The organism is Streptomyces tardus (genome assembly GCF_018101125.2).
In the GTDB taxonomy this organism is placed as follows: Bacteria; Actinomycetota; Actinomycetes; order Streptomycetales; family Streptomycetaceae; genus Streptomyces; species Streptomyces tardus.
On sequence record NZ_JAELVF020000004.1, the window covers coordinates 428365 to 450290 of the forward strand.

Annotated in this window: 19 protein-coding genes and 1 pseudogene; 10 read left to right on the forward strand and 10 right to left on the reverse strand. The window is 72.7% G+C overall.

Translation table 11 applies throughout. From position 1 onward, the window contains the following. Positions 1 to 220 precede the first annotated feature (220 nt). Positions 221 to 1174: pseudogene (locus JGS22_RS24400) on the forward strand (alpha/beta fold hydrolase); the annotation flags it as partial. Between the two features lie 388 nt (positions 1175 to 1562). Here JGS22_RS24400 and JGS22_RS24410 read toward each other — a convergent pair. The 4 genes from JGS22_RS24410 to JGS22_RS24425 form a co-directional block, all read right to left on the reverse strand. Beyond that, entirely contained in the window at positions 1563 to 2606 is a 1044-nt protein-coding gene (locus tag JGS22_RS24410) for a transketolase family protein (protein ID WP_216815153.1), read from the reverse strand. Between the two features lie 121 nt (positions 2607 to 2727). After that, positions 2728 to 3378: a thiamine pyrophosphate-binding protein gene (locus JGS22_RS24415; RefSeq protein ID WP_236074409.1), complete on the reverse strand. Its 651-nt coding sequence runs from the start codon at positions 3376 to 3378 to the stop codon at positions 2728 to 2730. Between the two features lie 218 nt (positions 3379 to 3596). Then, positions 3597 to 5786: a putative bifunctional diguanylate cyclase/phosphodiesterase gene (locus JGS22_RS24420; RefSeq protein WP_308405879.1), complete on the reverse strand. Its 2190-nt coding sequence runs from the start codon at positions 5784 to 5786 to the stop codon at positions 3597 to 3599. After that, positions 5783 to 6595, reverse strand: a complete 813-nt coding sequence (locus JGS22_RS24425; RefSeq protein WP_211042239.1) for an SAM-dependent methyltransferase — start codon at positions 6593 to 6595, stop codon at positions 5783 to 5785. The genes JGS22_RS24420 and JGS22_RS24425 overlap by 4 nt, the downstream gene beginning before the upstream one ends. A 399-nt stretch (positions 6596 to 6994) precedes the next feature. Between JGS22_RS24425 and JGS22_RS24430 the strand changes: the two genes are divergently transcribed. Continuing rightward, a complete protein-coding gene (locus JGS22_RS24430) occupies positions 6995 to 7345 on the forward strand; it encodes a DUF6343 family protein (RefSeq protein ID WP_236074328.1) in 351 nt (116 codons plus the stop codon). 52 nt (positions 7346 to 7397) lie between these two features. Further along, complete coding sequence (locus JGS22_RS24435) at positions 7398 to 8657, forward strand: anhydro-N-acetylmuramic acid kinase (protein ID WP_211042238.1); 1260 nt, start codon at positions 7398 to 7400, stop codon at positions 8655 to 8657. Here the strand turns inward: JGS22_RS24435 and JGS22_RS24440 are convergent. The 5 genes from JGS22_RS24440 to JGS22_RS24460 all read right to left on the reverse strand — a co-directional run bounded on the left by JGS22_RS24440 (position 8647) and on the right by JGS22_RS24460 (position 12837). After that, positions 8647 to 10098: a transglycosylase family protein gene (locus JGS22_RS24440; RefSeq protein ID WP_211042237.1), complete on the reverse strand. Its 1452-nt coding sequence runs from the start codon at positions 10096 to 10098 to the stop codon at positions 8647 to 8649. The two genes, JGS22_RS24435 and JGS22_RS24440, sit on opposite strands and share 11 nt — an antisense overlap. A gap of 280 nt (positions 10099 to 10378) precedes the next feature. Beyond that, entirely contained in the window at positions 10379 to 11182 is an 804-nt protein-coding gene (locus tag JGS22_RS24445; protein ID WP_211042236.1) for a DUF6227 family protein, read from the reverse strand. Positions 11183 to 11348: 166 nt separating this feature from the next. Then, positions 11349 to 11603, reverse strand: a complete 255-nt coding sequence (locus JGS22_RS24450) for a DUF2277 domain-containing protein (protein WP_211042235.1) — start codon at positions 11601 to 11603, stop codon at positions 11349 to 11351. Positions 11604 to 11655: 52 nt separating this feature from the next. Further along, positions 11656 to 12552, reverse strand: a complete 897-nt coding sequence (locus JGS22_RS24455; RefSeq protein ID WP_216815154.1) for a (2Fe-2S)-binding protein — start codon at positions 12550 to 12552, stop codon at positions 11656 to 11658. 66 nt (positions 12553 to 12618) lie between these two features. Next, on the reverse strand, positions 12619 to 12837 hold the full coding sequence (locus JGS22_RS24460) for a hypothetical protein (RefSeq protein WP_211041971.1): 219 nt from the start codon (positions 12835 to 12837) through the stop codon (positions 12619 to 12621). Between the two features lie 167 nt (positions 12838 to 13004). On the opposite strand from JGS22_RS24460, the gene JGS22_RS24465 reads away from it, so the two are divergent. After that, positions 13005 to 13436, forward strand: a complete 432-nt coding sequence (locus JGS22_RS24465) for an HIT family protein (RefSeq protein ID WP_211041970.1) — start codon at positions 13005 to 13007, stop codon at positions 13434 to 13436. 111 nt (positions 13437 to 13547) lie between these two features. Here JGS22_RS24465 and JGS22_RS24470 read toward each other — a convergent pair whose 3' ends face one another. Further along, positions 13548 to 15101 (reverse strand): ATP-dependent DNA ligase, encoded by a 1554-nt coding sequence (locus JGS22_RS24470; RefSeq protein WP_211041969.1) that lies wholly within the window; start codon positions 15099 to 15101, stop codon positions 13548 to 13550. A gap of 103 nt (positions 15102 to 15204) precedes the next feature. Between JGS22_RS24470 and JGS22_RS24475 the strand changes: the two genes are divergently transcribed. From JGS22_RS24475 to JGS22_RS24500, 6 genes are all read left to right on the forward strand, one after another. Beyond that, positions 15205 to 15975 carry a TetR/AcrR family transcriptional regulator gene (locus tag JGS22_RS24475; protein WP_211041968.1) on the forward strand — a complete coding sequence of 257 codons (771 nt, stop codon included), beginning with the start codon at positions 15205 to 15207 and terminating at the stop codon, positions 15973 to 15975. Positions 15976 to 16009: 34 nt separating this feature from the next. Continuing rightward, the gene (locus JGS22_RS24480) at positions 16010 to 16513 is read left to right on the forward strand and encodes a DUF309 domain-containing protein (RefSeq protein WP_211041973.1); all 504 of its coding nucleotides are present in this window, start codon (positions 16010 to 16012) and stop codon (positions 16511 to 16513) included. A gap of 513 nt (positions 16514 to 17026) precedes the next feature. Continuing rightward, on the forward strand, positions 17027 to 17524 hold the full coding sequence (locus tag JGS22_RS24485) for a hypothetical protein (protein ID WP_211041967.1): 498 nt from the start codon (positions 17027 to 17029) through the stop codon (positions 17522 to 17524). A 48-nt stretch (positions 17525 to 17572) separates the two neighbouring features. Further along, positions 17573 to 19144 carry a hydantoinase/oxoprolinase family protein gene (locus tag JGS22_RS24490; RefSeq protein ID WP_211041966.1) on the forward strand — a complete coding sequence of 524 codons (1572 nt, stop codon included), beginning with the start codon at positions 17573 to 17575 and terminating at the stop codon, positions 19142 to 19144. Continuing rightward, on the forward strand, positions 19141 to 20262 hold the full coding sequence (locus JGS22_RS24495) for a DUF917 domain-containing protein (RefSeq protein WP_211041965.1): 1122 nt from the start codon (positions 19141 to 19143) through the stop codon (positions 20260 to 20262). Before JGS22_RS24490 ends, JGS22_RS24495 begins: the two co-directional genes overlap by 4 nt. Then, complete coding sequence (locus JGS22_RS24500) at positions 20259 to 21902, forward strand: PucR family transcriptional regulator (protein ID WP_211041964.1); 1644 nt, start codon at positions 20259 to 20261, stop codon at positions 21900 to 21902. The genes JGS22_RS24495 and JGS22_RS24500 overlap by 4 nt, the downstream gene beginning before the upstream one ends. Positions 21903 to 21926: the final 24 nt, after the last annotated feature.

Genomic DNA, 21926 nt, shown 5'->3' on the forward strand with positions numbered 1-21926 from the left:
GCGCGACGGGGAAATCAGGCGGTACCGGGAGGCTTCACCGGTACCGTGACCGGGCAGTGTTGGCTGACCGTCGGGCTCGACCTGTCCCGATGGCCGACCACGCGAAGCGACCGACCGCGAACCGGCGGTGAAACCGACGATCCGTCAACAGTGGTGGTGTGCGGGGGAAGTGGGGATACTCCCGTCGAGGTCGACCGTCCCGGCATCGTGCCTCCGCTCGATGCCCGTGCACCCCGCCCGAGGAGGACCTGTGCAGGAAGCCGCAGGAGTAGCCGAGGAGTTCACGCAGGCGTCGGACGGGGTGCCGGTGGCCACCCACAGCTGGCGTCCACGCGGCGGCACCCCGAGGGCGCTGATCCAGATCGCCCACGGGGCGGCCGAACACGCCCTGCGCTACGACGGCTTCGCCCGTGAGCTGACCGCACACGGCTACGCCGTCGTCGCCTCCGACCACCGCGGCCACGGCGCCACCGCCCAGTACACCGGTGGGTTGGGCGCGGCGGGCGACGACGCCTGGCAGGCGGTGGTGCGCGATCTGCACACCGTCGGTGAACGCGCGCGGGCCGAGTTCTCCGGCGTCCCCCTGGTGCTGCTCGGCCACAGCATGGGCTCCCAGCTCGCCCGCGACTACGCCCAGGAGTACGGCAACCAGCTGGCCGGGCTGATCCTCTCCGGCACCTTCCGCTCGTTGCCGGGCTGCGAGTCGGAGTCGGTGGTTCGCGCCCTCGGCACGGAGATCGAGAAGAACGGCCGGGACGCGCCCTCCGATTTCGTGCCGCAGCTCTTCGGCGCCTTCAACGACCCCTACGAGCGCCGCACCGGCTTCGAATGGCTCTCCCGCGATCCCGAGCAGGTCGACCTGTACGCCGGTGATCCCCGTTGCGGCTTCCCGTTCAGCGCGGGCCTGTCGATGGACTGGGTGCTCGGCTCGCGCAAGATCAACGACCCGGCCCATTTCGGCCGTATCCCGCGCACCCTCCCGGTGCATGTCGCCGTCGGCGACCAGGACCCCTGCCACCAGGGGATGACGCTGGTGTACGAGCTGCTGGAGGACTTCCGCTACCTCGGCACCCGCGATCTGACCTGGCGTGCGTACGAAGGCGCCCGGCACGAGATCCTCAACGAGACGAACCGCCAGGAGGTCTACGGCGACCTCCTGGCCTGGCTCGACCAACGCTTCGTTGAGGATCTCGTGCCGGGCGCCTTCGTACGCACGCCAGGTCAGATCGCGGGTGCCGAGGTAGCGGAAGTCCTCCAGCAGCTCGTACACCAGCGTCATCCCCTGGTGGCAGGGGTCCTGGTCGCCGACGGCGACATGCACCGGGAGGGTGCGCGGGATACGGCCGAAATGGGCCGGGTCGTTGATCTTGCGCGAGCCGAGCACCCAGTCCATCGACAGGCCCGCGCTGAACGGGAAGCCGCAACGGGGATCACCGGCGTACAGGTCGACCTGTACGCCGGTGATCCCCGTTGCGGCTTCCCGTTCAGCCCGCACGGCGGGACCGACGCGACGAGTACCGGACCTCGTGACAGTGCCGTGGCGGCCGGCACCTGTCCGGCCGTCACGGCACTGTCACGAGGTCCGGTACTCGTCGCGTCGGTCCCGCCGTGCGGGCTGAACAGGCCGCGTCGATCAGCCCGCGCCGAACAGTGGTGCTCCGGCAACGGTGCACCCCGCGTGCCTGACGGCGCGTGCCGAGCGGTGCGCGCAGAGTGGTGCGCGGCCCGAAGAGCCCGTGGGCCGCGACGTGCTCCTCCCACTCGCCGTAGCGCCGCAGTTCCTCGGGCGCGGTGCCCAGCGCCAGCAGCCGGTGGGGCACGGTTTCCAGGGCCTCGGCCACTCGTGCGGCGGAGGTGCCGCGCAGATACGGTTCCACCAGCACCACGTCGGCGCTCGCGCGCCCTTCGACCGCCCGCCGCAGTGCCCGGTGGTCGAAGGGACGTACGGTCGCGGCGTAGAGCACGGTGGCGTCCGTGTCCTCCAGCGCGGCGAGGGTGGCGTCCAGCATCGGCCCCACGGCGACCACGACGGGGGCCCCTGCGCTCCCGGTGCGCAGCGTGAGGAACCCGCCGGGCGTGCCGTCCCGGGACGAACCGACCTTCTGCGGCACGGAGTTGGTCTGGTTCGACAGGCGCAGATAGACCCTGCCTCCGCCGAGCGCCGCCTCCCGCAGCAGCACCTCGGCCTCGTCGGGGTGGCCGGGCACATGGACGGTCCAGCCCTCCAGGGTGTCCAGCAGCGCGACGTCGCCGGGTGCCATGTGGGTGTAGCCGCCGGCGGGCCAGTCGTAGGAGCCGTTGGCGCTCACCAGCACCGCTTCAGCGCCCTGGTGGCCCAGATCCAGCTTGAGCTGCTCGAAGGGCCGCTCGACGAGGAAGCTGGCGAAGGTGTGCAGGATCGGCCGCATTCCGCTGAGCGCCAGGCCGCCTCCGACTCCGACGAGCAGCTGCTCCCTGATGCCGACGTTGACGACTCGTTCCGGGTGGCGCCGGGCGGCTTCGGTGAAGCCGTCCGCGCCGATCTCGGCCAGTACCACGGCCAACCGGGTCTGCCCGTCCAGGAGTTGGGAGGTGATGGTGGTGAAGCGTTCGCGCATGGTGTCCATTTGGGGGTTCTCCTTCGTGGAATGAACGGGGAGCGGGCGAGCGGTTCGCGTCACGGGCCGAGACGTCGCGTTGCGGGACGGGACGGGACGTCGCGTGGCGGGCGCGGCTCGGACGCGCGGGTCAGCCGTTCTTGGGCTCGACGCGGGCCACCACGGCGAGCGGACGGCCGGGGTGGGGTGCGGTGAACGCCTCGCACAGGGCGTCGTGATCGCGCCCGTCCACGGTGCGCACCGCCCAGTCCGCGGCCCGGAAGCGCTCCGGGATCCCATTCGAACTGCGGTGCGTGGCGGAGGAGTTGTCGATCACGACGGTGTGCAGCGAGCCCAGGCCCGTGGCGCCGGCGAAGTCGATCGCCTCGTGGTTGCTGCCCTCGTCCAGCTCGGCGTCCCCGACCAGCACCCAGACGGCCGGGTCCGTGAGCCGCTGGGCCCGCAGGCCGAGAGCGGTGCCGACGGCCAGCGGCAGTCCGTGGCCCAGCGACCCGCTGCTGATCTCCACGCCCGGCACGAGCGTGCGGTCGGGATGGTGCCCGAGCGGCGAGTCGTAGCCGCCGAAGCCGGCGAGCCATTCCACCGGGAAGAAGCCCTTGGCGGCGAGGGTGGCGTAGTAGGCCATCGGGCCGTGGCCCTTGGAGAGCAGGAAGCGGTCCCGCTCGGGGTGGTTCGCGGTGTCGGGGGAGAGTCGCAACACGCGGTCGTGGAGCACCCACACCGCGTCCGCGGTGGAGGTCGCCGCGGGGCTGTGCTTCTCCGCGCCCGTCATCAGGCTCATCAGTCGCGGGAGGTCCTGGAAGCCGAGCGGAGCGTCCTGGTGGGGAGCGGGGGAGTTCGGTCGCCCGGCGTGCGCGGTGGTCGGTGGGTGCCCGCTGGCCCTGGTGCGCGGTGTCGTCGTCATGACGGCAGCGTGCTACTTGAAGTTGGGTTGAGGTCAAGCGTCCGCGGACGCGTCGCGCGCGGGGGCACCTGCGGCGGTCGAAGTCCGCCGCCGCCTCAGCTGCCCGAGGCGAGCGCCATATCGGTGGAGAAGCGCTCCGGCGGACCCGGCCTGGCGTAGTACCAGCCCTGCGCCGAATCGCAGCCGAGCGAACGCAACTGGTCGGCCTGCGAGGCGGTTTCGACGCCTTCGACGGTCACCGAGAGCTCCAGCGCGTGCGCCAGCGAGACGATGCCCTCCACCACCCGCAGATCCACCGGATCGACAGGGTGCTGCTGAAGGCCCTGGGTGAACGAGCGGTCCAGCTTCAGCGTGTTGGCCGGCAGCCTGCGCAGCGAGGCCAGGTTGGAGTACCCGGTGCCGAAGTCGTCCAGGGCTATGCCCACGCCGAGGTCGGCCAGCTGCCGCAGCGGCTTGAGCTCGTCGTCGTCCGCCCGGATCAGCGCGGACTCGGTGACCTCCAGGCAGAGCGACTCCGGTGGCAGACCCGCGTTGCGCAGCACCGCGACGGTGTCGGAGACCAGATGGGGGTGGTGCAGCTGACGCGGCGAGAGGTTGACGTTGACCCGCAGCTGGCGGGTGCCGCCGATGCCCCGGACCTGCCACTCGCACGCCTGCCGGACGGCCTCCTCCAGCACCCAGCGGCCCAGCGGGACGATCAGCCCGGTGTGCTCCGCCAGCGGGATGAAGCGGTCGGGGCCCAGCACACCGTGCCGGGGATGGTCCCAGCGCACCAGCGCCTCCGCTCCCTCCACGCAGCTGTCGGCCATGCGCACCAGCGGCTGGTACTCGATGAAGAACTCCGAGCTCTCCAGCGCTGTGGGCAGGCGGTTGGTGAGGCTGTGCCTGCTGATCGCGCGGGCGTCCAGATCGGGGTCGGCGAGCTCGTACCTGTTGCCGCCCTGCGCCTTGGCGCGGTACATGGTGATGTCGGCGCTGCGCAGCACCTCGGCGGCCGTGAGGGTGCCGATCGGGCCCTCGACGATGCCGATGCTGGTGCGCACCGACAGCTCCTTGCCGTCCACCAGCACGGGCGTGGACAGCGACTCCAGCGCCCTGGCCGCAAGATCGGTGACCTCGGTGCGGCTGCTCGGGTCGCTCACCAGCGCCACGAACTCGTCACCGCCGATACGGGCGACCAGCTGACCCTGGCCCGTCACGCAGCTCTGCAACCGCTCGGCGACCGCCACCAGGAGCTGGTCGCCGACGGAGTGGCCGAGGCTGTCGTTGACCGTCTTGAAGCCGTCCAGGTCCAGGTAGCACAGGCCGAAGCGGGCGTCCTCGGCGGAGCGGGCCAGGGTGTGCTCCAGGCGCTCGAAGAAGAGCGTGCGGTTCGGCAGATCGGTGAGCGCGTCGTGGGTGGCCTCGTAGCGCAGTCGCAGATGCAGCAGCCGGCGCTCGGTGATGTCCTCCATGAGCGCGAGCATGTAGCGGGCGGAGCCCTCCGCGTCCCGCAGCAGCGAGACCGTGAGGTTGGTCCACAGCACCGTGCCGTCGGCGCGATGGTAGGCCTTCTCGGCGTGGAAGTGCTCGCGCTCGCCGCGCACCAGCTCGTTGTACTTGCGCCAGACGCCGGGGGCGTCGTCGGGATGCACCCAGGCGGTGACGTTCCTGCTGAGCAGCAGCGCCTCGTTCCCGCCGAACATCCTGGTGAGGGCGGCGTTCACATCGATGACCTCGCCGTCCATGGTGGCGATGCCGATGCCGAACGTGGCTTCCTCGAAGATTGTGCGGAAGCGGGTCTGGCTGTCGTACAGGGCGCGCTCGATCTCGTTCTGCGCCGCCAGCGCCGCTCGGGAGAGGGACTCCTGCTCGGCCAGGGTGCGCTCCTGCAGCGCCCGGGCGAAACCGGCCGCGATGCCGTGCTGCAGCCGTGCGCAGCGTGCCCTGCCCTCCTCGGTGGGCAGCTCCTCCGGGTGCGAGCAGTAGAGCAGCAGATAGGCGTCCACCACGCCGAGGATCTGCGGCAGGGCCTCGGGCGAGGTGCAGTGCGCGGCGACCAGTGCCATACCGACCTCGCGCGCCGGGCCGGGGTCGAACGGGCGCTCGTGGAGCGCGGCGCAGAGCTTCTCGGTGAGCGGGACCAGGTGCTGCTCGAACTCCTGGCGCGTCATGGAGGTCGCGGTCGTCGGATAGACGGCTCTGGACCAGATCGTCGCGAAGCGCTGCACACCGTCGCGCTGCCGTCCGGAACCGGCCGGGTCGGAGTCCCCCGACCCGGCCGAACCCTGTGCCGGTAGGTTCACGCCTTGCGTCCCACTCCTGCGAAGCCGGTGAAGATCACCGGATCGTCATTGTCGACCGGCCCGTCCGGGCGCCAGTTGGGCATGGCCACGATCCCCGGCTCCTCGACGGTGAAGCCGCCGAACAGCGCCTCCACCTCGGAGCGCGAGCGCATCACCAGCTGCGAGCTGGCGTTGCGGTAGACGTCCTGGATCCGCGCGCCCTCCTCGGAGGTGCGCGGTCCGCCGTCGGTGGAGGCATGGGTGAGGACGAGGAAACTTCCCGAGGGCAGCGCCTGGTGGAAGGCCTCGATCGTCTTGGCCGGTTCCTCGCTGTTCTGGATGAAGTGCAGCAGTGCCACCAGCAGCAGGGCGACCGGCTTGTCCAGGTCGAGCTGCTTGCGCACCTCCGGGCTGTTCAGAATGTCCTGCGGCGCACGGAAATCCGCCGCGAGCACCGCCGCGTTCGTGTTCCCCTCGAGTACCGCGCGGCTGTGGGCCACGGCGACCGGATCGTTGTCGACGTAGACGACCCTGCTGTCCGGATCGGCCTCCTGGGCCACCTCGTGGACGTTGCCGAAGGTCGGGATGCCCGAACCTATGTCAAGGAACTGTGTGACGCCCTGACTTGCCGCATGGCGCACGGCGCGCCGCATGAAAGCGCGGTTCGCCTGCATGATCTTGGGAAGCCCGGGGAACGCCACGATCGCCTTGCGGCCGGCCTCGCGATCGACCTCGAAGTTGTGAGAGCCGCCCAGATAGAAGTCGTAGATGCGCGACACACTCGGCCGGGACAGGTCGATGCCTTGCGGGGCCCAATCGGGACGTTCCATCTCGTACTCCTCATCGCGATCGCCGACGCATTGACGTTCGAGGGATGAGGCTACTTACCTGAAGCGGGTGGGAGTAAGGAAAAGAAGACTCAACCTCCCGGTACTGTCCTACTGTTGAGCTATATGCCCGGTTCGTGGAGACGGAATCCTCGAAGCGACCGACGGGTTTCAGCCCCATCCTGCGATCGGCCCGCACGGAATCGCTGACGGTCCGTGAGATGCGCTGACGGTCCGTGAGAACGCGTCGCGTCGAAGGCCCCGCCCGCAGGCTCGGGAGAGCCGCCGCGCCCCGCGGCGGGAAGCCGGACCGAGGAGCGCGGGCGGCCCGGGTTGCGAGCCGGCGGCGGGGCGCGGAGGCTCGAAGGGGAGTACCTGCGCACGGCGTACCGGAGGTGGCCGATGGCGGAGCGAGCGGGCGGCGGCGGCCGGGCCCCGGACCCCGACCGGGAAGGAATCCTCGGCCGCATCCTGCCGCGCACCGGCACCGAACCGCTGACCGCGCGCAGCGCGCTCAAGCTGCGTCTGATCCTCTCGCTGCTCTTCACCCCGCTCTTCGTGGCCGGGGCCGTGATCTTCTGGATCTGGTCCGGCCGGGCGGCGCCCGACGACGTACCCAGCGCGGATTCCCTGCGCACGCTGGCCTGGATCAGTACGGGGCTGGCGGTGTTCGCGGTGCTCGACCTGGCTGTGGTGCTGTGGCGGATCTCCCGTGCCCGCCGGGCGGGAGACGCCACCGTGCGGCAGCGGTGAGGTACGGCGACGGATCGGTGCCCTGTCGGCGCCGAGGGCGCACAATGTGGTGATGCGGATCATCGGGATGCTCAGCGGCACCTCGCACGACGCGGCCGACGCGGTGGTGGCGGACCTGTGGTGGACGGCACCGGGCGAAGTGGCGCTGCACAGCCGGGGGATGGTGAGCGTGCCCTTCCCGGAGGGGCTGCGCGCGGACCTCGCGGACCGGCTCCCGCCCGCGCACACAAATTTGGCCGAGATGTGTCAACTGGACACCGGGCTCGGGCAGTTCTTCGGGTCTGTGGCGGCCCGCGCGCGGGACGAGTTGGGGGACGGCAGGGCGGAGTGGGTCGTCTCCCACGGCCAGACCGTCTACCACTGGGTGCGTGACGGACAGGCACTCGGCACCCTCCAGCTGGGTGCCGCCGCCTGGATCGCCGAGGCAGCGGGACTGCCCGTGGTGAGCGATCTGCGCACGGCCGACATCGCGCGCGGCGGTCAGGGTGCGCCGCTGGTCGCCCTGTTGGACGCTCTGCTACTGCCCGACGACTCCTGGGGCGCGCTGAATCTGGGAGGCATCGCCAACCTGACGGTGCGTCGCCCCTCTGCCCGGGCCGGCGCCTCCGCCCGGGCCGACCCGTTCGAGGTGACCGGGCCGGCCGGTCCGGCCGCCGGGGTGACCGCGTACGACCTGGGGCCCGCCTGTGCGCTGATCGACGAGAGCGCGCGCTGGGCGAGCGAGGGCGTGCAGCGGATGGACGTCGACGGAGTGCGGGCCGCCCGTGGGCGAGTCGACCGGGCCTTGCTGGAGCGGCTGCTCGCCGACCCCTACTACCGGCTGCCGCCGCCGAAGAGCACCGGCAAGGAGCACTTCCACGCGGCGTATCTGCGCGAGCAGTTGGCCGCCGGTATGTGCCCGGCGCCGGACGATCTGGTCGCCACCGTCACCGAGCTCACCGCCCGACTCGTTGCCGACGCCTGCCACGCGCACGGGCTGGCGGAGCTCGCGGTCTCGGGCGGCGGCGTGCGCAATCCGCAACTGATGGCGCGCATCGGCGCGTTGGCGGACGGCGTACGGGTGCGGGACAGCGAGGTGCTCGCAGTGGCGCCGCAGGAGAAGGAGGCGTGCCTCTTCGCGCTGCTCGGCTTTCTGAGCGTGCACGGCGTGCCGGCGAACGTGCCGTCGGCGACCGGGGCGCGCGCGCCGGCCGTCCTCGGTTCGCTGACGCCCGGCTCGGCACCGCTGATTCTGCCCGCGCCGGTCACCGAGCCGCTGCGGCGGCTGCGGATCGAGCGCACCCCGCCGAGCGAGCAGCAGCTCAGACGGTGACGCCCTTGCCACGCAGATAGGCCAGCGGATCGACGTCGCTGCCGTACCCGGGGCCGGTGCGGATCTCGAAGTGCAGGTGCGGGCCGCTGCTGTTGCCGGTGTTGCCCGAACGCCCCAGCGTCTGGCCGCTGTTGACCTGCTGGCCGCTGCGTACAGAGATCGCCGAGAGGTGCGCGTACTGGCTGAAGCGGCCGTCGTGGTGACGGACCAGCACCTGGTAGCCGTAGGAGCCGGCCCAGCCTGCGGACACCACGGTGCCGGAGGTGACCGAGCGTACGGCGGTGCCGGTGGGCACGGCGAAGTCCACCCCGGTGTGGTAGCCGGAGGCCCAGGAAGAGCCCGAGGCGCGGTAGGAGGTGGTGGGGGAGTAGCCCTTGACCGGCGTCAGATAGCCGGGTGCCTTCGCTGCCGCCTGGCGCTTGCGTTCCGCCTCGCGTGCCTTGGCGGCCTTCGCCTCCGCGGCCTTCTTCTCCGCCGCCCTGGCCGCCGACGCCTTCTTCTCCTGGGCAGCCTTGACCTGTGCGGCCTTGACCTGCGCCGCCTTCGCCTCCGTTGCCTTGCGCTCCCGCTCGGCCGCGGCCTGCTTCTCGGCCTTCTCGGCTTCCTGCGCCTTCTCGGCCGCTGCTGCCTTTGCCGCCGCTTCCTCGGCGCTCTTCTTCTCGGCCGCGTGCTTCTCGGCGTCCTCGGCCTTCTCGGCGCCGTCGGAGGCGGAGGTGCCGCCGGAACTCTTCTTCGCTCCCGGGCCGCCTGCGTCGAGCGACAGCCGCTGGCCGGGGATGATCAGGTCGGGATCGCCGCCGACGACCTCGCTGTTGCGCTCGTACAGGCGCTGCCAACCCCCGTCCACGCCCTGGTCGGTGGCGATCGCGAACAGGCTGTCGCCGCGCTCCACCTCGTAGGTGCTCGCCCCGCGGGCGGACTCCTGCCCGACCCGCTTCTTCTCGCCTCGCTCGGCGGAGCGCTCCGCCGCGGTGTCGGTCGTCGTGCGCGACGCTGCCGGTCTCGGCGCGGGCTGGGCGGGAATGGTGGCGCGCTGGGGGCTGGTGTTGGCCATGTCGCCGGTGAGCCCGGCGCGCACGGAGCAGCTCGGCCAGGCACCCGGGCCCTGCTTGCCGAGGACCTTCTCGGCGACGGCTATCTGCTGCTCCTTGGTCGCCAGATCGGCGCGGGGCGCGTACGAGGTGCCGCCGAACGCCTGCCAGGTGGTCTGCTTGAACTGCAGCCCGCCGTAGTATCCGTTGCCGGTGTTGATCTGCCAGCGGCTGGTGCTCTCGCAGGCCGCGACCTTGTCCCAGATGTCGACCGGGGCCGCCTGCACATGGCTCACCCCCACCAGCGGCAGCGCGATGCCGGCACCGCCCGCTGTGACGGTGAGCGAAGCGCGGGAGACGCGGGCGATGGGTGAGGGCTTGATGCGGCGGTGACGTCCACGAGGAGCCATGAGGGTCGTGTCCTCCTCTTGAGAGCCCGCGCGAGCGGTGCGCGGATACGATCCCGTTCCTTGGCCTCGTGGAGCACGGCCGGATTGGGCAGCCGGATCCAAGGTAGAGGCGGTCACTCGGCAGCGGCAACCGGTTCCGGGTATTCCGGTGGTGCCGGTCGCCCGGCACCACCGGGCGGGGAGGCTTTCCGAACCGCCTTCGACAGGCGGCCGGTTGACTGGTCGTCAGCTTGCCGCCCGCATCTGCACGGCAGGTGCGGGCGGCTGCCGTGTCGGTCGGTCAGCCCTGCCGTATGTCCGCGTGCCGCAGATGTCCGTGACGCTCCGCCGCGTCGGCGGCCGAGTCCTCGTCGGCGTACAGCTCGCAGATCAACTGGCCGTCCTCGGTGTAGTCGTGCTCCAGCTCGAACAGGCTGACCTCGCGGTTGTCGGGCAGCAGGAAGGTGTGTTCGTAGACGGAGCAGAAGGAGTGCTGACCCAGGTCGGAGAAGCGGCGGGCGACCTGGGCGATGGTGTGCCGGTAGGCGGTGCGCAGCTCCTCCAGCACGTCCGGGTCGGGTTCCCCGGGTTGGCCGGTGTTGCGTGCGCGGCGGAGCAGTCGGCGGACGTGGTCGGCGGAGTCTCGTTCGGTGAACTGGCGCTGATGCGGCATCTCCACTGTCCCTGCCAGGAGTTCGGGAGTGAGTCCTGTGACGTTGGCGGCGATCACCACCCCGTGCGGATCGTCGGGCACGTCGCCCATGCGGCGGTGGACGCGCTGCTCGGCGTGGCGCAGCGCGGTCAGATCCGGGTAGACCTCCGAGACCAGCTTGCTGCCGCCGTCCGCGTCGTGCTGGAGCTCCCACAGAGTCAGCTCGATGTCGTCGGGCAGTACGAAGGTGTGCCGGTAGCTGCGGCAACGCAGCGCGGGCGCCGGTGAGTTGCGCTGGCGCCAGGACCGCAGGCGGACCCGGCACAGCCGGGCGCACTCCAGCCTCGTCAGAAGTGCGTCACTCACCTCGAAGGGATTGCGTGCGTCACCGAGAAGCCGCGCCAGGTGCTCGCTGGGCGCGGCGTAGTCCCTGATCCGCGGCAGCTTGCTCATTGGCGCGCCTCCAGCCGGGTATTCGCCGTCCACCGTTGAATACCCTCTGTAGCGCTTCTTGCCCCTCGTGGCGGAATATTGGCTGACTTTCTACGGTGTATACATCGCTGGCCTGGTTATTCTCCGATATGGCCAGAACCTTGCGATGCGAAATGACTACCGTGAGTCACTTTCTGTGATGGCTCTCCTCGGTGGTGCCGCCCGGCTGAGGGTTACTGCCGCGTACCGTCAGCGAGTCGAGCAACTCGACGGTGGCGGCCGTCACCTGCTCCACCGCGCGGTCGAAGGCCGCGGCGTTGTGGGCGGCGGGGTGGTGGAATCCCGAGACCTTGCGCACGTACTGCAGCGCAGCCGCTCGCATGTCCTCCTCGGTGACCGAGTCGGCATACGGCGGGCGCAGCGTCTTGATGCTTCTGCACATACCGAAAACGCTACGCCCGGCCACTGACAGGCGCCTCCGCCCGCGCCTCGGCTCAGCCGGGACGCGCGGATCGTACGGCGCGCGGTGGCCGCGGCCCTTCCTCGCCGCGGAAGACGCAGTCCCCGCACAGTCCGCCACCCGCCCGGTAGTACAGGCAGCAGGTGCTTCTGCGGAACTCCGTACCGCTCAGCGTGCCCGTCCCGCGGAACACCCGGTGCCCGAGTACGTCGTCGACCAGCGCGCGGGCGAGCGCCGCGTCCCCGGGGCGGTCCCGCTCCTCGCACCAGGCACTGAGCTGCTGAAGCGAACCGACCAGTGCGGAGGCCGAGTTGCCCCACAGCAGCCGTTCGGAGACAGGGGTGACCGAACGCACCGCGGCGGCCAGTGGCACCAGATGCCGCTCGGCGACGAGGGAGAACAGGCCCGCCGCCATCTCCTCGTGCGACGGATCCCGGGATACGGCACGGGTCGCGCCGACGCCGTGGGCGGCACGGGCTGCGGCCCGAGTTGGGGCTGCGGGGTGGGACCGGGGGGCGGCCGGAGCCGGCGGCGCGGGGGCGAGCCACAGGTCGTCCGGGGTGCTCCCGGCCGAGTCCCAGTGCAGGCGGACGGGATCGAACTCCTCGGGCAGCCGGCGTTCGACCACCGTGACGGCCAGCGCGAGCGACCACAGCCGTGCCGCCAGCCCCAGCTGTGCGATGGAGGCGGCGACCCGCGGCTCCCGCGCCTCCAGGCGGGCGGCGACCCGCGCGATGCGAGCGGCGAGCGGGGCGGCGTTCCCCGCGTACAGCTCAGCGAGCGGCACAGCGTTCTCGGGGGCCTGGCCGTCGGTGCGCAACGCGAAGAACCCGCCCAGGTCCGCGGCGGGCGAAGGCCCGCGCCCGAGGGCGGGCGCGGGCTCGGAGGGCAGGGGTGCGCCGGAGCGCGGTGGATCGTCTCGCCGGGGCATCGCGCCACACTGTAGAGCCCCGTCCAGGCCACCGGCACCCCGTGCCTGTCGGCCGGCGCGTGCCGCTCAGGGCACCTCGCGCAGATAGACCGCGCCGCAGCTGTGGCAGAAGGGATCGGTGGTACGGCCCCACAGGTCCTCGGACTGGGTCGCGGCCCGGTCGCCCAGACTCCGCCCGCACATTGCGGTGGTCGTCTCGCCGCGCACCATGTGCCAGATCTTGACCGGGGCGCCCGCGGTGGACTCCGCGCCCGGCGCGTACTCGGCCCGCATCTCGTGTCTCATGAGCGCCACCTCCGGCCAACAGCATGCGCCGCTCCTCCCGCGCCCGCCACCGCGCCGTTGCGTGGCGGGCGCGGGGAGCTGAAGCTGCGGCCCGGGGGAGGACCGGGAGAGGCGTCCGGGCCGCTGCGGGCTGGGCGAACAGCCGGGCGGCGTAGTTCACTTGCGGGATGAGGTGTGTGTTCTGCGCGATCATCGCGGGCGAGGGGCCGGCGCACTGGGTGCTGCGGGAGGACGAAACCGTCGCCTTCCTGGACAGCCGGCCGCTCTTCCCCGGACATGTCCTGGTGGTGCCCGTACGCCACGTCCCCACCCTCACCGACCTCGCTCCGCAGGAGATCGGCCCGTACTACTCGACGGTTCGCCGGGTCACCGAGGCGGTGGAGCGCGCGACGCCGGCCCAGGGGAGCTTCGTCGCCTCCAACAACCGGGTCAGTCAGTCGGTGCCGCATCTGCACACCCACGTGGTGCCGCGCAACAGAGGCGACGGGCTCCGCGGGTTCTTCTGGCCGCGCCGCGGATACCGGGACCGGTCGGAGGCGGGGGAGACGGCCGCACGGCTGCGCACGGCGCTGGAGGAGACGGCACCGGGCCGACCGTAGCGTCGCTTCCGGCGTTCGCGGCGGGCCGTACGGGGCCCACGCGTCCGCCGGGACCACGCGTCCGCCGTGCCCACGCCGCGTACGGGTCGGGCTGCGGGGGGACAGCCGCCGTCAGCGGAGGAGTCGGCGGACAGCTTCCACCGGGTCGGTCTCGGCCGCCTGCTTGTCCCTGCGGTAGCGCAGCACCCGCGCGAACCGCAGCGTCACCCCCGCCGGGTAGCGGGTCGAGCGCTGGACCCCGTCGAAGGCCACCTCGACCACCAGCTCGGGACGTACCACCACGCCCCAGTCGTGTCGCTCGACGGCAAGCCCACCGAGCAGTCGGGTCTGCTCGCCGAGCATGGCGTCGGTCATCCCCTTGAACGTCTTGCCGAGCATGGTGAACGTGCCGTCCTCGGCCCGCGCGCCCAGATGCAGATTGGACAGCAGGCCGGTGCGGCGCCCGTGCCCCCACTCGGCGGCCAGCACCACCAGATCCAGCGTGTGCACGGGCTTGACCTTGAGCCATGAGCGCCCGCGCCGGCCCGCCCGGTACGACGCGTCCAACGCCTTGACCACCACTCCCTCCCGACCGTGCGCCAGCATCCGCGCGGCGAACGCCTCGGCCGCGTCCGCCGCGCTCCGGCCGTCCGGGCCGTCCGCTGCGCGCGGATCCGGCACCAGCAGCCTGCGCACCAGCAACTCCCGCGGCACGAAGGACTCCAGTGCCTGCCGCCGCTCGGCGAGCGGTCTGTCCAGCAGGTCCTCGTCGTCCAGCGCCAGCAGATCGAAGAAGACGGGCAGCACCGGCAGCGCCGCGCTCGCCGCGGGCACGTCGAGCCGGGAACCGACCCTGCCGGCCAGCTCCTGGAAGGCGACCGGAACGCCCTGCGGGTCGAGGGATACCACCTCCGCGTCGAGCACCGCTGTGCGCCGGGGCAGTCGGCGCACCAGGCGTACGACCTCGGGCAGTCGGTCGGTGATGTCGTCCAGGCTGCGGGTGTAGACCGCGACCTCGTCGCCGTCCCGGTGGACCTGGGCGCGGATTCCGTCGAGCTTCTCCTCGACCGCGCACGGTCCCAGCTGCTCCAGGGCCTCGGTGACGCTCTGTGCCGAGTGCGCCAGCATCGGCTGCACCGGGCGCCCGACCGTCAGCCCGAACTCGCCGAGCGCGCGCGGCCCTTCGTCCAGTGCGCGCCGCGCCACCGCGCCGAGGGAACCGCCCAGCATCACCGCGCGCCGCACCTCCTGCGGGTCTGCCCCGAGCGCCTTGGCAAGCCCTTCCACGGCGAGCGCCTCCAGCGCGCCCTGGCGCAGCTCGCCCGCGATCAGCGCGACGAGGAACCGCTGCTCCTGCTCGGTGGCAGCGCCCAGCAGCTCTCGGAGCAGATCCAGGCGTGCACGCTGCGCGCCCTTGCCGGCCCTCGTCGCGATCTGCTCCAGCGCCCGGTCCACTTCCAGCACGGTCAGCGTGGGCTCGGCCGCGGGCGGTACGTGCGCGGAGAGCGAGCGGGGACCGAGGCCGGTGCGGCGCTGGACGAGCCGACCGGCGAGCCAGGTGACGGCGAGGGGCGCCTCGGCCGGGTCGAGGGTGCGGAAGAGAGCCGCGAGCAGGGCCACTTTCGCCGACCGCCGCGAAGTGGTCGAGATCTCCCGCGAGGTGCGGGCGAGTTCGGCCAGGAGCATGCCCTCATGGTCCCCCCTGCGGGGCTTTTCCGCAGGACCCGGGCGGATCGGGGGCGGTGCCCGGCCCGCGTACCGGCCGTACTGCGTCTGTTATACACAGGGCATGGCGCAACACGAGGAGAGCAGTCTTCCGGCCGGCCTGCCGCCGGGTGTCGCAGTGGCCTGGGGGCTCGGGAGCCCGCCGTCGAAAGGCCCCAAGCGCGGACTGAGCACCGAGCGCATCGTGGCCGCCGCGATCGACTGCGCGGTGCGGGAGGGCGTGGAGGGCCTGTCGATGAGCCGGGTGGCCGCCGCGCTGGACGTCTCCACGATGGCCCTCTACCGCTACGTCTCGGCCAAGAGTGATCTGCTGGTGCTGATGACGGACACCGCGATCGGCCGACCGCCCGAGGATGTCGGCCGGCAGGAGGGCTGGCGCCCTGCGCTGGAGTCCTGGGCCCGGGCGCAGTTGGAGGTCTTCCAACGGAATGTGTGGATGCTCGGCATCCCCATCGGTTCGCCGCCGGTGACCCCCAACTCCCTCGCCTGGATGGAGCGCGGGCTGCACTGCCTGCGCGACACCGGGCTCGAGACCGAGGTGAAGCTGAGCGTGATGACGCTGCTCTCGTCCTACATCCGCGGCGAGGCGCGGCTCCTGGCCGACCTCGAACACAGCGCGCGCACCAACGGCACCACCGTCGCCGCCGCCACGGTCGACTACGGGGTGCTGCTGCACCGGCTGACCAACCCCGACGACTTCCCGGAGGTCACCGCGCTGCTGTCGGCTCGCGCCTTCGACCAGCCGGGGGAGTTGCAGGACAGCTTCACCCTCGGACTGGACGTGGTGCTCGCGGGAACGGCGGCACTGGTGGAGGAGGCGGCCGATCGTGGCTGAAGAACGAGGGCCGGCAGCAGAGGACCGATCAGGGGTGGGCGGGCGTTCGCGTCGACCCGCGCGCGGCGGCCGGGACCGCGACGAGGAGGGTCGCGCCCGCAACGCGAGGCCCCGGGACGGTCTCGGACGCCCGCTGCCGTACGGATCGCCGGGCGTGGAGCGCCAGCCCGAGGGTGTGGTGCGCGCCCCGCTGGACTCGGTCGCCGAGGCGCAGCGCCTGCTGGACGGGGGAAAGCCCTTCCACGCCCACGAGGTCTTCGAGGACGCGTGGAAGAGCGGGCCGCCCGAGGAGGAGCCGCTGTGGCGGGCGCTGGCCCAGCTCGCGGTGGGCGTGACGCACACGGCGCGCGGCAACGTCACCGGTGCGCGCACCCTGCTGCGCCGCGGCGCAGCAGGACTGGCGCCGCTGTGCGAACAACCGCCGTACGGGCTCGACATCGGCGGGCTGGTGTCCTGGGCGGAGCACCTGGCGGGCACGCTCGCGGACGGGCAGCAGCCGCCGTCCGCGGCTTCTCTCGCTCCCCGACTGCGGGGCTGAGGACGCGAACCCGCGCGCCGCGCGTGCGTGCCCGGGGGCGAGCGGGGTCGTGTGCACAGCCGCCGCACGCGGTCAACCGGCGTGCGACCGACGGGAGTCGGGCGGAACGGCGAGCGTCCGGTGTGCCCTGCGCACACCGGGGACAGTCACGGACAGTCTCCGTACCTGATCTATCCGTACCGTGCGCGGCTCGCGGTCCTGAGCTGCGGCGTTGCGGTGCGGGGGTGGCGCGGGGGCGTCTCGTCTGTGCGGTGTGCACAGTGCGCCGATTCTCAACTGTGCGCTCTGCACACCGAGTCGGATCGCTTTCCCGCTACTGTCCAGTCGACTGATCGGACCGTTCGACTCGTCGAGGAACCGTCCGACAAGCAGTGCCAGCGAACTCCGCGGCATTCACAGGAGCGCCCAGAGCGCCACCGTTGAGCAATCAACCTACAACTGTGCAGGCTGAGTCGGAAGGGGGAGCGGAAGGGCGACTGCGAGGCGACCGTCGTCCTCTCCGAAACGCAGACCATGACCCACTCCGCCGAGTTGCCCTGGCTCGTCCGCTGCGGCGAGGAGCCCCCCGCGGGCCTGGCCGGATACGCGGGCAGCGTGGTTCAGGCCCCGCGCCCCACCGCCATGGACGCCCTCACGGAGATGCGCTACGGCGGTCACGCCGTCGGTCCGGCCCTCGTCTGCCTCTCACACGACCTGCTCCAGGTGCCCATCGGGCCCGACGACGGAGCCTGGCGATGGCCGCCGACCCGTACGCTGTGCCGGCCCCGTTCCACCCGCTGCTCGTCGGCCGACGGGAACGGGGTGGGATACCGTCCGTGCCCCGGCCGCTTCTGGCTGCTCCCGCACGAGAGCAACGAGTTGGTCACTGACGGTGCCGCGCTGTACGACGTGCTGTGTACAGTCCGTTCACAGCGGCGCCTGGGCGGTACGAGCCCCGGGGCCCGGCATCGGCGGCGCCCTGCCGCGGCCGGGGAAGTGCCGGACGGGCTGTACGAGGGCTGGCTTGCGTGACGGGTGGCGCGGAGGCCGCCGTTGTCATGAGTCACTCAGGGAGAGTGCATGCGGATCGGCGTCCGGCTGGACACCTGCGGGGTGTACGGCGCGCTGCTCGACCGGGGAAGGGTGCTCCGCGCCCGCAGCACCCGGGCGTTAGGGGACCACACCGCCGACCGGCTGCCCGGCCCGCGCGGTGACCGGGACCCGCTCCCCGAACGGCCCCACCCCGCCGCGCCGCACTCCGCGCCGCATCCCCGCGACCGCGCCTCGCCCGAACTCGCCCTGCTCCGCGAGCTGTTGACGGCCGCTCCGGTCTCCGCGCACCGGACGGCTTCCACCGCCCCGGCCGCCCGGACGAAGCCGGTGACCTCGGTGACCTGGGACATCTCCGGGATCCTGGAGTCCGCGCTGACCGCACCGCACGGCAGCCGGTACCGCGCGCAGCGGGTCGCGGCCGTACGGGTGCTGCCCCGCGTCCCGGTGGCGCCCGCGGGCGGCGGCCACCACGCGCCGATCATCACCTCGCTGGTCTCCCGACGGGCCGTCGTGGCCGGCGGACACGACCTGTTCGGCACCGAACTGGTAGCGCTGGAAGCGGAGTCGGTGAGCGCCGCGGTGGACGAGCTGCTGGCCGGGGGAGCCCGCGCTGTCGCGGTCACCGGCACGGGCGCCGCCGCCTGCTCCGACCACGAGGTCGCCGTCGCCGCCGAACTCCTGCGCCGCCGACCGGACGTCAGGGTCTGCCTCTCCCACGAGGCGGGCGGGCTCGGGCTGTTGGAGCGCGAGGCGGCAACCGTGCTCAACGCCGCGCTGCTGGAGGTCGCGGACCGACTGATCAGCCAGTGCGAGGAGGCCACCGAGGCGCTGGCCGGCTCACCGTCCTGCTGGTTCGTCACCGGTGACGGCGGGCGGGTCACCGGCCGCAGACTGCGCTGGTCGCCGGTGACCGGGCTGGCCGCGGGGATCGCCGCGGCGCTGATCGGCGCGGCCCGGCTCGCCCGGGTCGCGGACGCGGTCGTCGCCCTGGCCGACGACCGGGCGCTGACCATCGGGCAGGTGCGCGACGGACTGCCGCACATCGAGGCCGATCTGGTCGGCAGCAACGGAATCCGCACCTCGGTCCCGCAGTCCGTCACCACGCGCATCCCCGTCCACCGCACCTCCGCCGCCGCCCAGTTGGCGACCCGCAGCAGGCACACCTCGGACGTGGTCGCGGCGCTGCGCCCCGAGGGCGCCGAGCTGGCCGAGGCACTGCCGAGGCACGCGGAGGGCGGACCGCGTCAGGTACGACCGGATGCGGACATCACCGCGGTGGGCGCCGCGATGACCGAACCGAGCGCCTGGATCGACCTGTTGGTGCCCGCCGACACCCCGGAGGGCCTCGACCGCCACCAGGCCGAGGCCGAGCAGCGCGCCCTCGGACTGGTCGCCGCGTACGGCGCCCACCCCGGCAGCGCCCACCTGGTGCGCTCCACCGCCACTGCGGTGGGCTACCTGCGGATCTACCGGCTCCAGGTGCGGGCCGGCAGCCACGGCGGCCCGGACACCGGCCGTCCGGCGCAGGGCGGTGCCGCGGCGCCGGAGCCGGCCGCCGGGCAGGCCCGCGGCCGGAGCACAGCGGGAGAGGCGCAATGAACGGCGCACCCGCTCCGAGTCCGGCGACCGGCGTGGTCCACCGCATCACCGCCGACGATCTGCCCGCCGTCGTCGCCGGGCACGCGCTGCTCAGCTCCGGCGGCGGCGGAATCGACGGCCTGACGCTGAGCGTCGCCGAACTGCTGCGCCGGCACGGGCCGGTGGAGCTGGTACCGCTGGACGCACTCCCGCCGGAGACCCACTGCGCGGCCGTCGGCCTCGCCGGCGGCTTCGCCCCGCTGCTCGAACTCCCACCCGGCGGCGACGAGTCGGTGCTCGCGGTGCGCGCGCTGGAGGAGCGTACGGGCAACCGGCTGGGCGCTGTCGTCGCGCTCAACTCCGCCGGACCCAACGCGCTCTTCCCCATCGCCGCGGCGGCCTCGCTCGGTCTGCCGCTGGTGGACTGCGACGGGATGGGCCGCATCCTGCCGCTGATCAACATGACCACGTACGCGCTCGGCGGGCTCTCCGCCACCCCGTTGGCCGCCGTCAGCCAGACCGGGGAGACCGCGGTGCTGGACTGTTCCACCGCCCGCTCGGACCGGCTGCTGCGCGGCATCGTCGAGGCGTCCGGCGGGGCGATGCTCTGCGCCCTCTATCCCACCACCGTCGGCCGGTTGCGCGGTGTCGCGATCGAGGGGGCGACCAGCCGGGTGATGCGCGTCGGCGAGCTGCTCACCGGGGAGAACCGGCACGCCGGGCTGCTCGCGGGGCTCGCGCGCACCGTCGGCGCCCGGGTGCTGGCCAGCGGGCAGGTCACCGCACTCGACCTGCCGACCCCCTCGGCCGGCGCGCGGCACTTCCCCTCGGTGCCCACCAGCATCGTGGTCAGCGACCCGTCCGGCGACGGCCCGGTGGTCCGGCTGGAGGCGCAGAACGAGATACTGCTCGCGCTGATCGACGGCGCGGTCACCGCCGCCGTACCCGATGTGCTCTGCCTGCTGGACCGGCAGCGGCTCCAGCCGGTCAGCCTGGAGAACGTGGCGCTCGCCGACCACGTCGATGTGCTCGTCGTCCCCGCCGCACCGATGTGGCACACCCCGCAGGGCCTGGCCATGGCCGGGCCGCGGGCGTTCGGCTTTCCGGTCCGGCACCCCGCGGAAGAGGTGTCGCGATGAGCGCGCAGCGCGTCACCGGCCAGCTGACCGTGGCCCAGCTCATCCGCTTCGGCCCGCTCGGCAGCGCGCGCTGCTACTCCGAGGCGCACCTCGAGCGGCTGGTCACCGGGGTCACCCTGGTCTCCGACCTCGACGAAGCCCGGCAGTGCGAGCCGAAGACGGCGATGGTGGTGCACCCGGTCGCGGCCCACGGTGTCTGGGCGCTGGAAGCCGCGCTGCGCTGCGCCTGGGAGCGCAACGCCGCCTGCGTGGTCGCCCCGGACAGCGTCATGGTGCGGGCCTCCACCACACAGCTCGCCGAACGGCTGCGGCTGCCGCTGCTGACCGTCGCCGACCCGGCGCGCATCGCGCTGGACATGGCGGTCGCCATCGCCGACACCGAGGCCGCGCGCGCCCGGCTGATAAGCCGCTGTGCGGTGCTCTTCGGCGAACGCTTCAGCCTCCGCGGCATCGTCGGAGTGATCAATGCCGAAGTGCCCGGTGTGATCGCCGCGTTGGTGACCAAGGACGGCCATCTGCTCGCCGGCCGAGCAGCCGCGGACACCTTCCCGCCCGACGGGCCGAACGCCCCGGGCGAGGATGCTGCGACGGGCGGCGCGTCCGCGTTCGCCGAGGATGCGGCCGAGGAGCACCGCCTCGCCGTGGCCGTGCCCTCGGCGGACGGCCGTGCCTGGGCCACGCTCGTCGCACGGGTGAGCGCACCGGGGCCGAGCTGGACGGAGACCGTCGAGACGATCCTGCGCCTGGCCCGGGCGCCGCTGGCCTCCGCAGGAGCGGGCAGCAGGCTCTCCCTCGCCCACCAGGGCAGCAGGGACCGGCTGCTGATGGAGACGCTGCTCGGCGAGGGGCCCACAGTGCAGGGCCGGCGCCTGCTGCCGTCACCCCGGGCGGGTGCGTCGCACGGAGCCGAATCCGCGGTGGGAGCGGAGGAGTTGGCACGGGACGCGGGCTGGCCCATCGACGGCCGTCTGGTGGCGGTCCACCTGCGGCCTCTCCAACCTGACCGCGACCTGGAGGCGGCGAGCCCGGCGATCACCGCCGCCTGGCGCGAGGACCTGGCCGAGGCCCCGCTCGTACCCCTGGCGAACGGCTGGGCCACCTGGTACACCGGCGAGGACGCGCACCCGCGGGCGGTGGAGCGCAACGTACGCCGGCGCCTCGCGTCCAGCCGCATCCCCCTGCCGCTCTGCGCGGGCGTAGGCACCGAGGGCGAGGGCATGGCCGGACTCCGGCGCTCCCTGCGGGAGGCGGAGCTGGCGGCGGGATCGGCGGGCGGTCAGGGAGACCAACGAGTCGAGTGCTACGGCGAGTTGGGGCCGCGTGCCGTGCTCGCCGCGCTGCCGGTGGCCGAACGCGCCGTCGCAGCACGGACGTTGCTCGCCGCTCTGCTCGCCGACCCCAAGGCCGAGGTGCTGCTGCGGACGCTGACCGCGCTGCTGGACTGCGCCGGCTCCACCGGCCAGACGGCCACCAGGCTCGGCGTGCACCGCAACACCGTGCTGGGGCGGGTCGAACGCATCCGGGCCAAGGGCATCGACCTGGACAGTCCCGACCAGCGACTGGCCCTGCACGTCGCCTGCCACGCCCTGCTCGCCACCGGCGAGGCCCGGGACAGCGGTCGACCCGCCCGCCCGCGCTGACCGAGAGCGCGGGCGGGCGCGCCC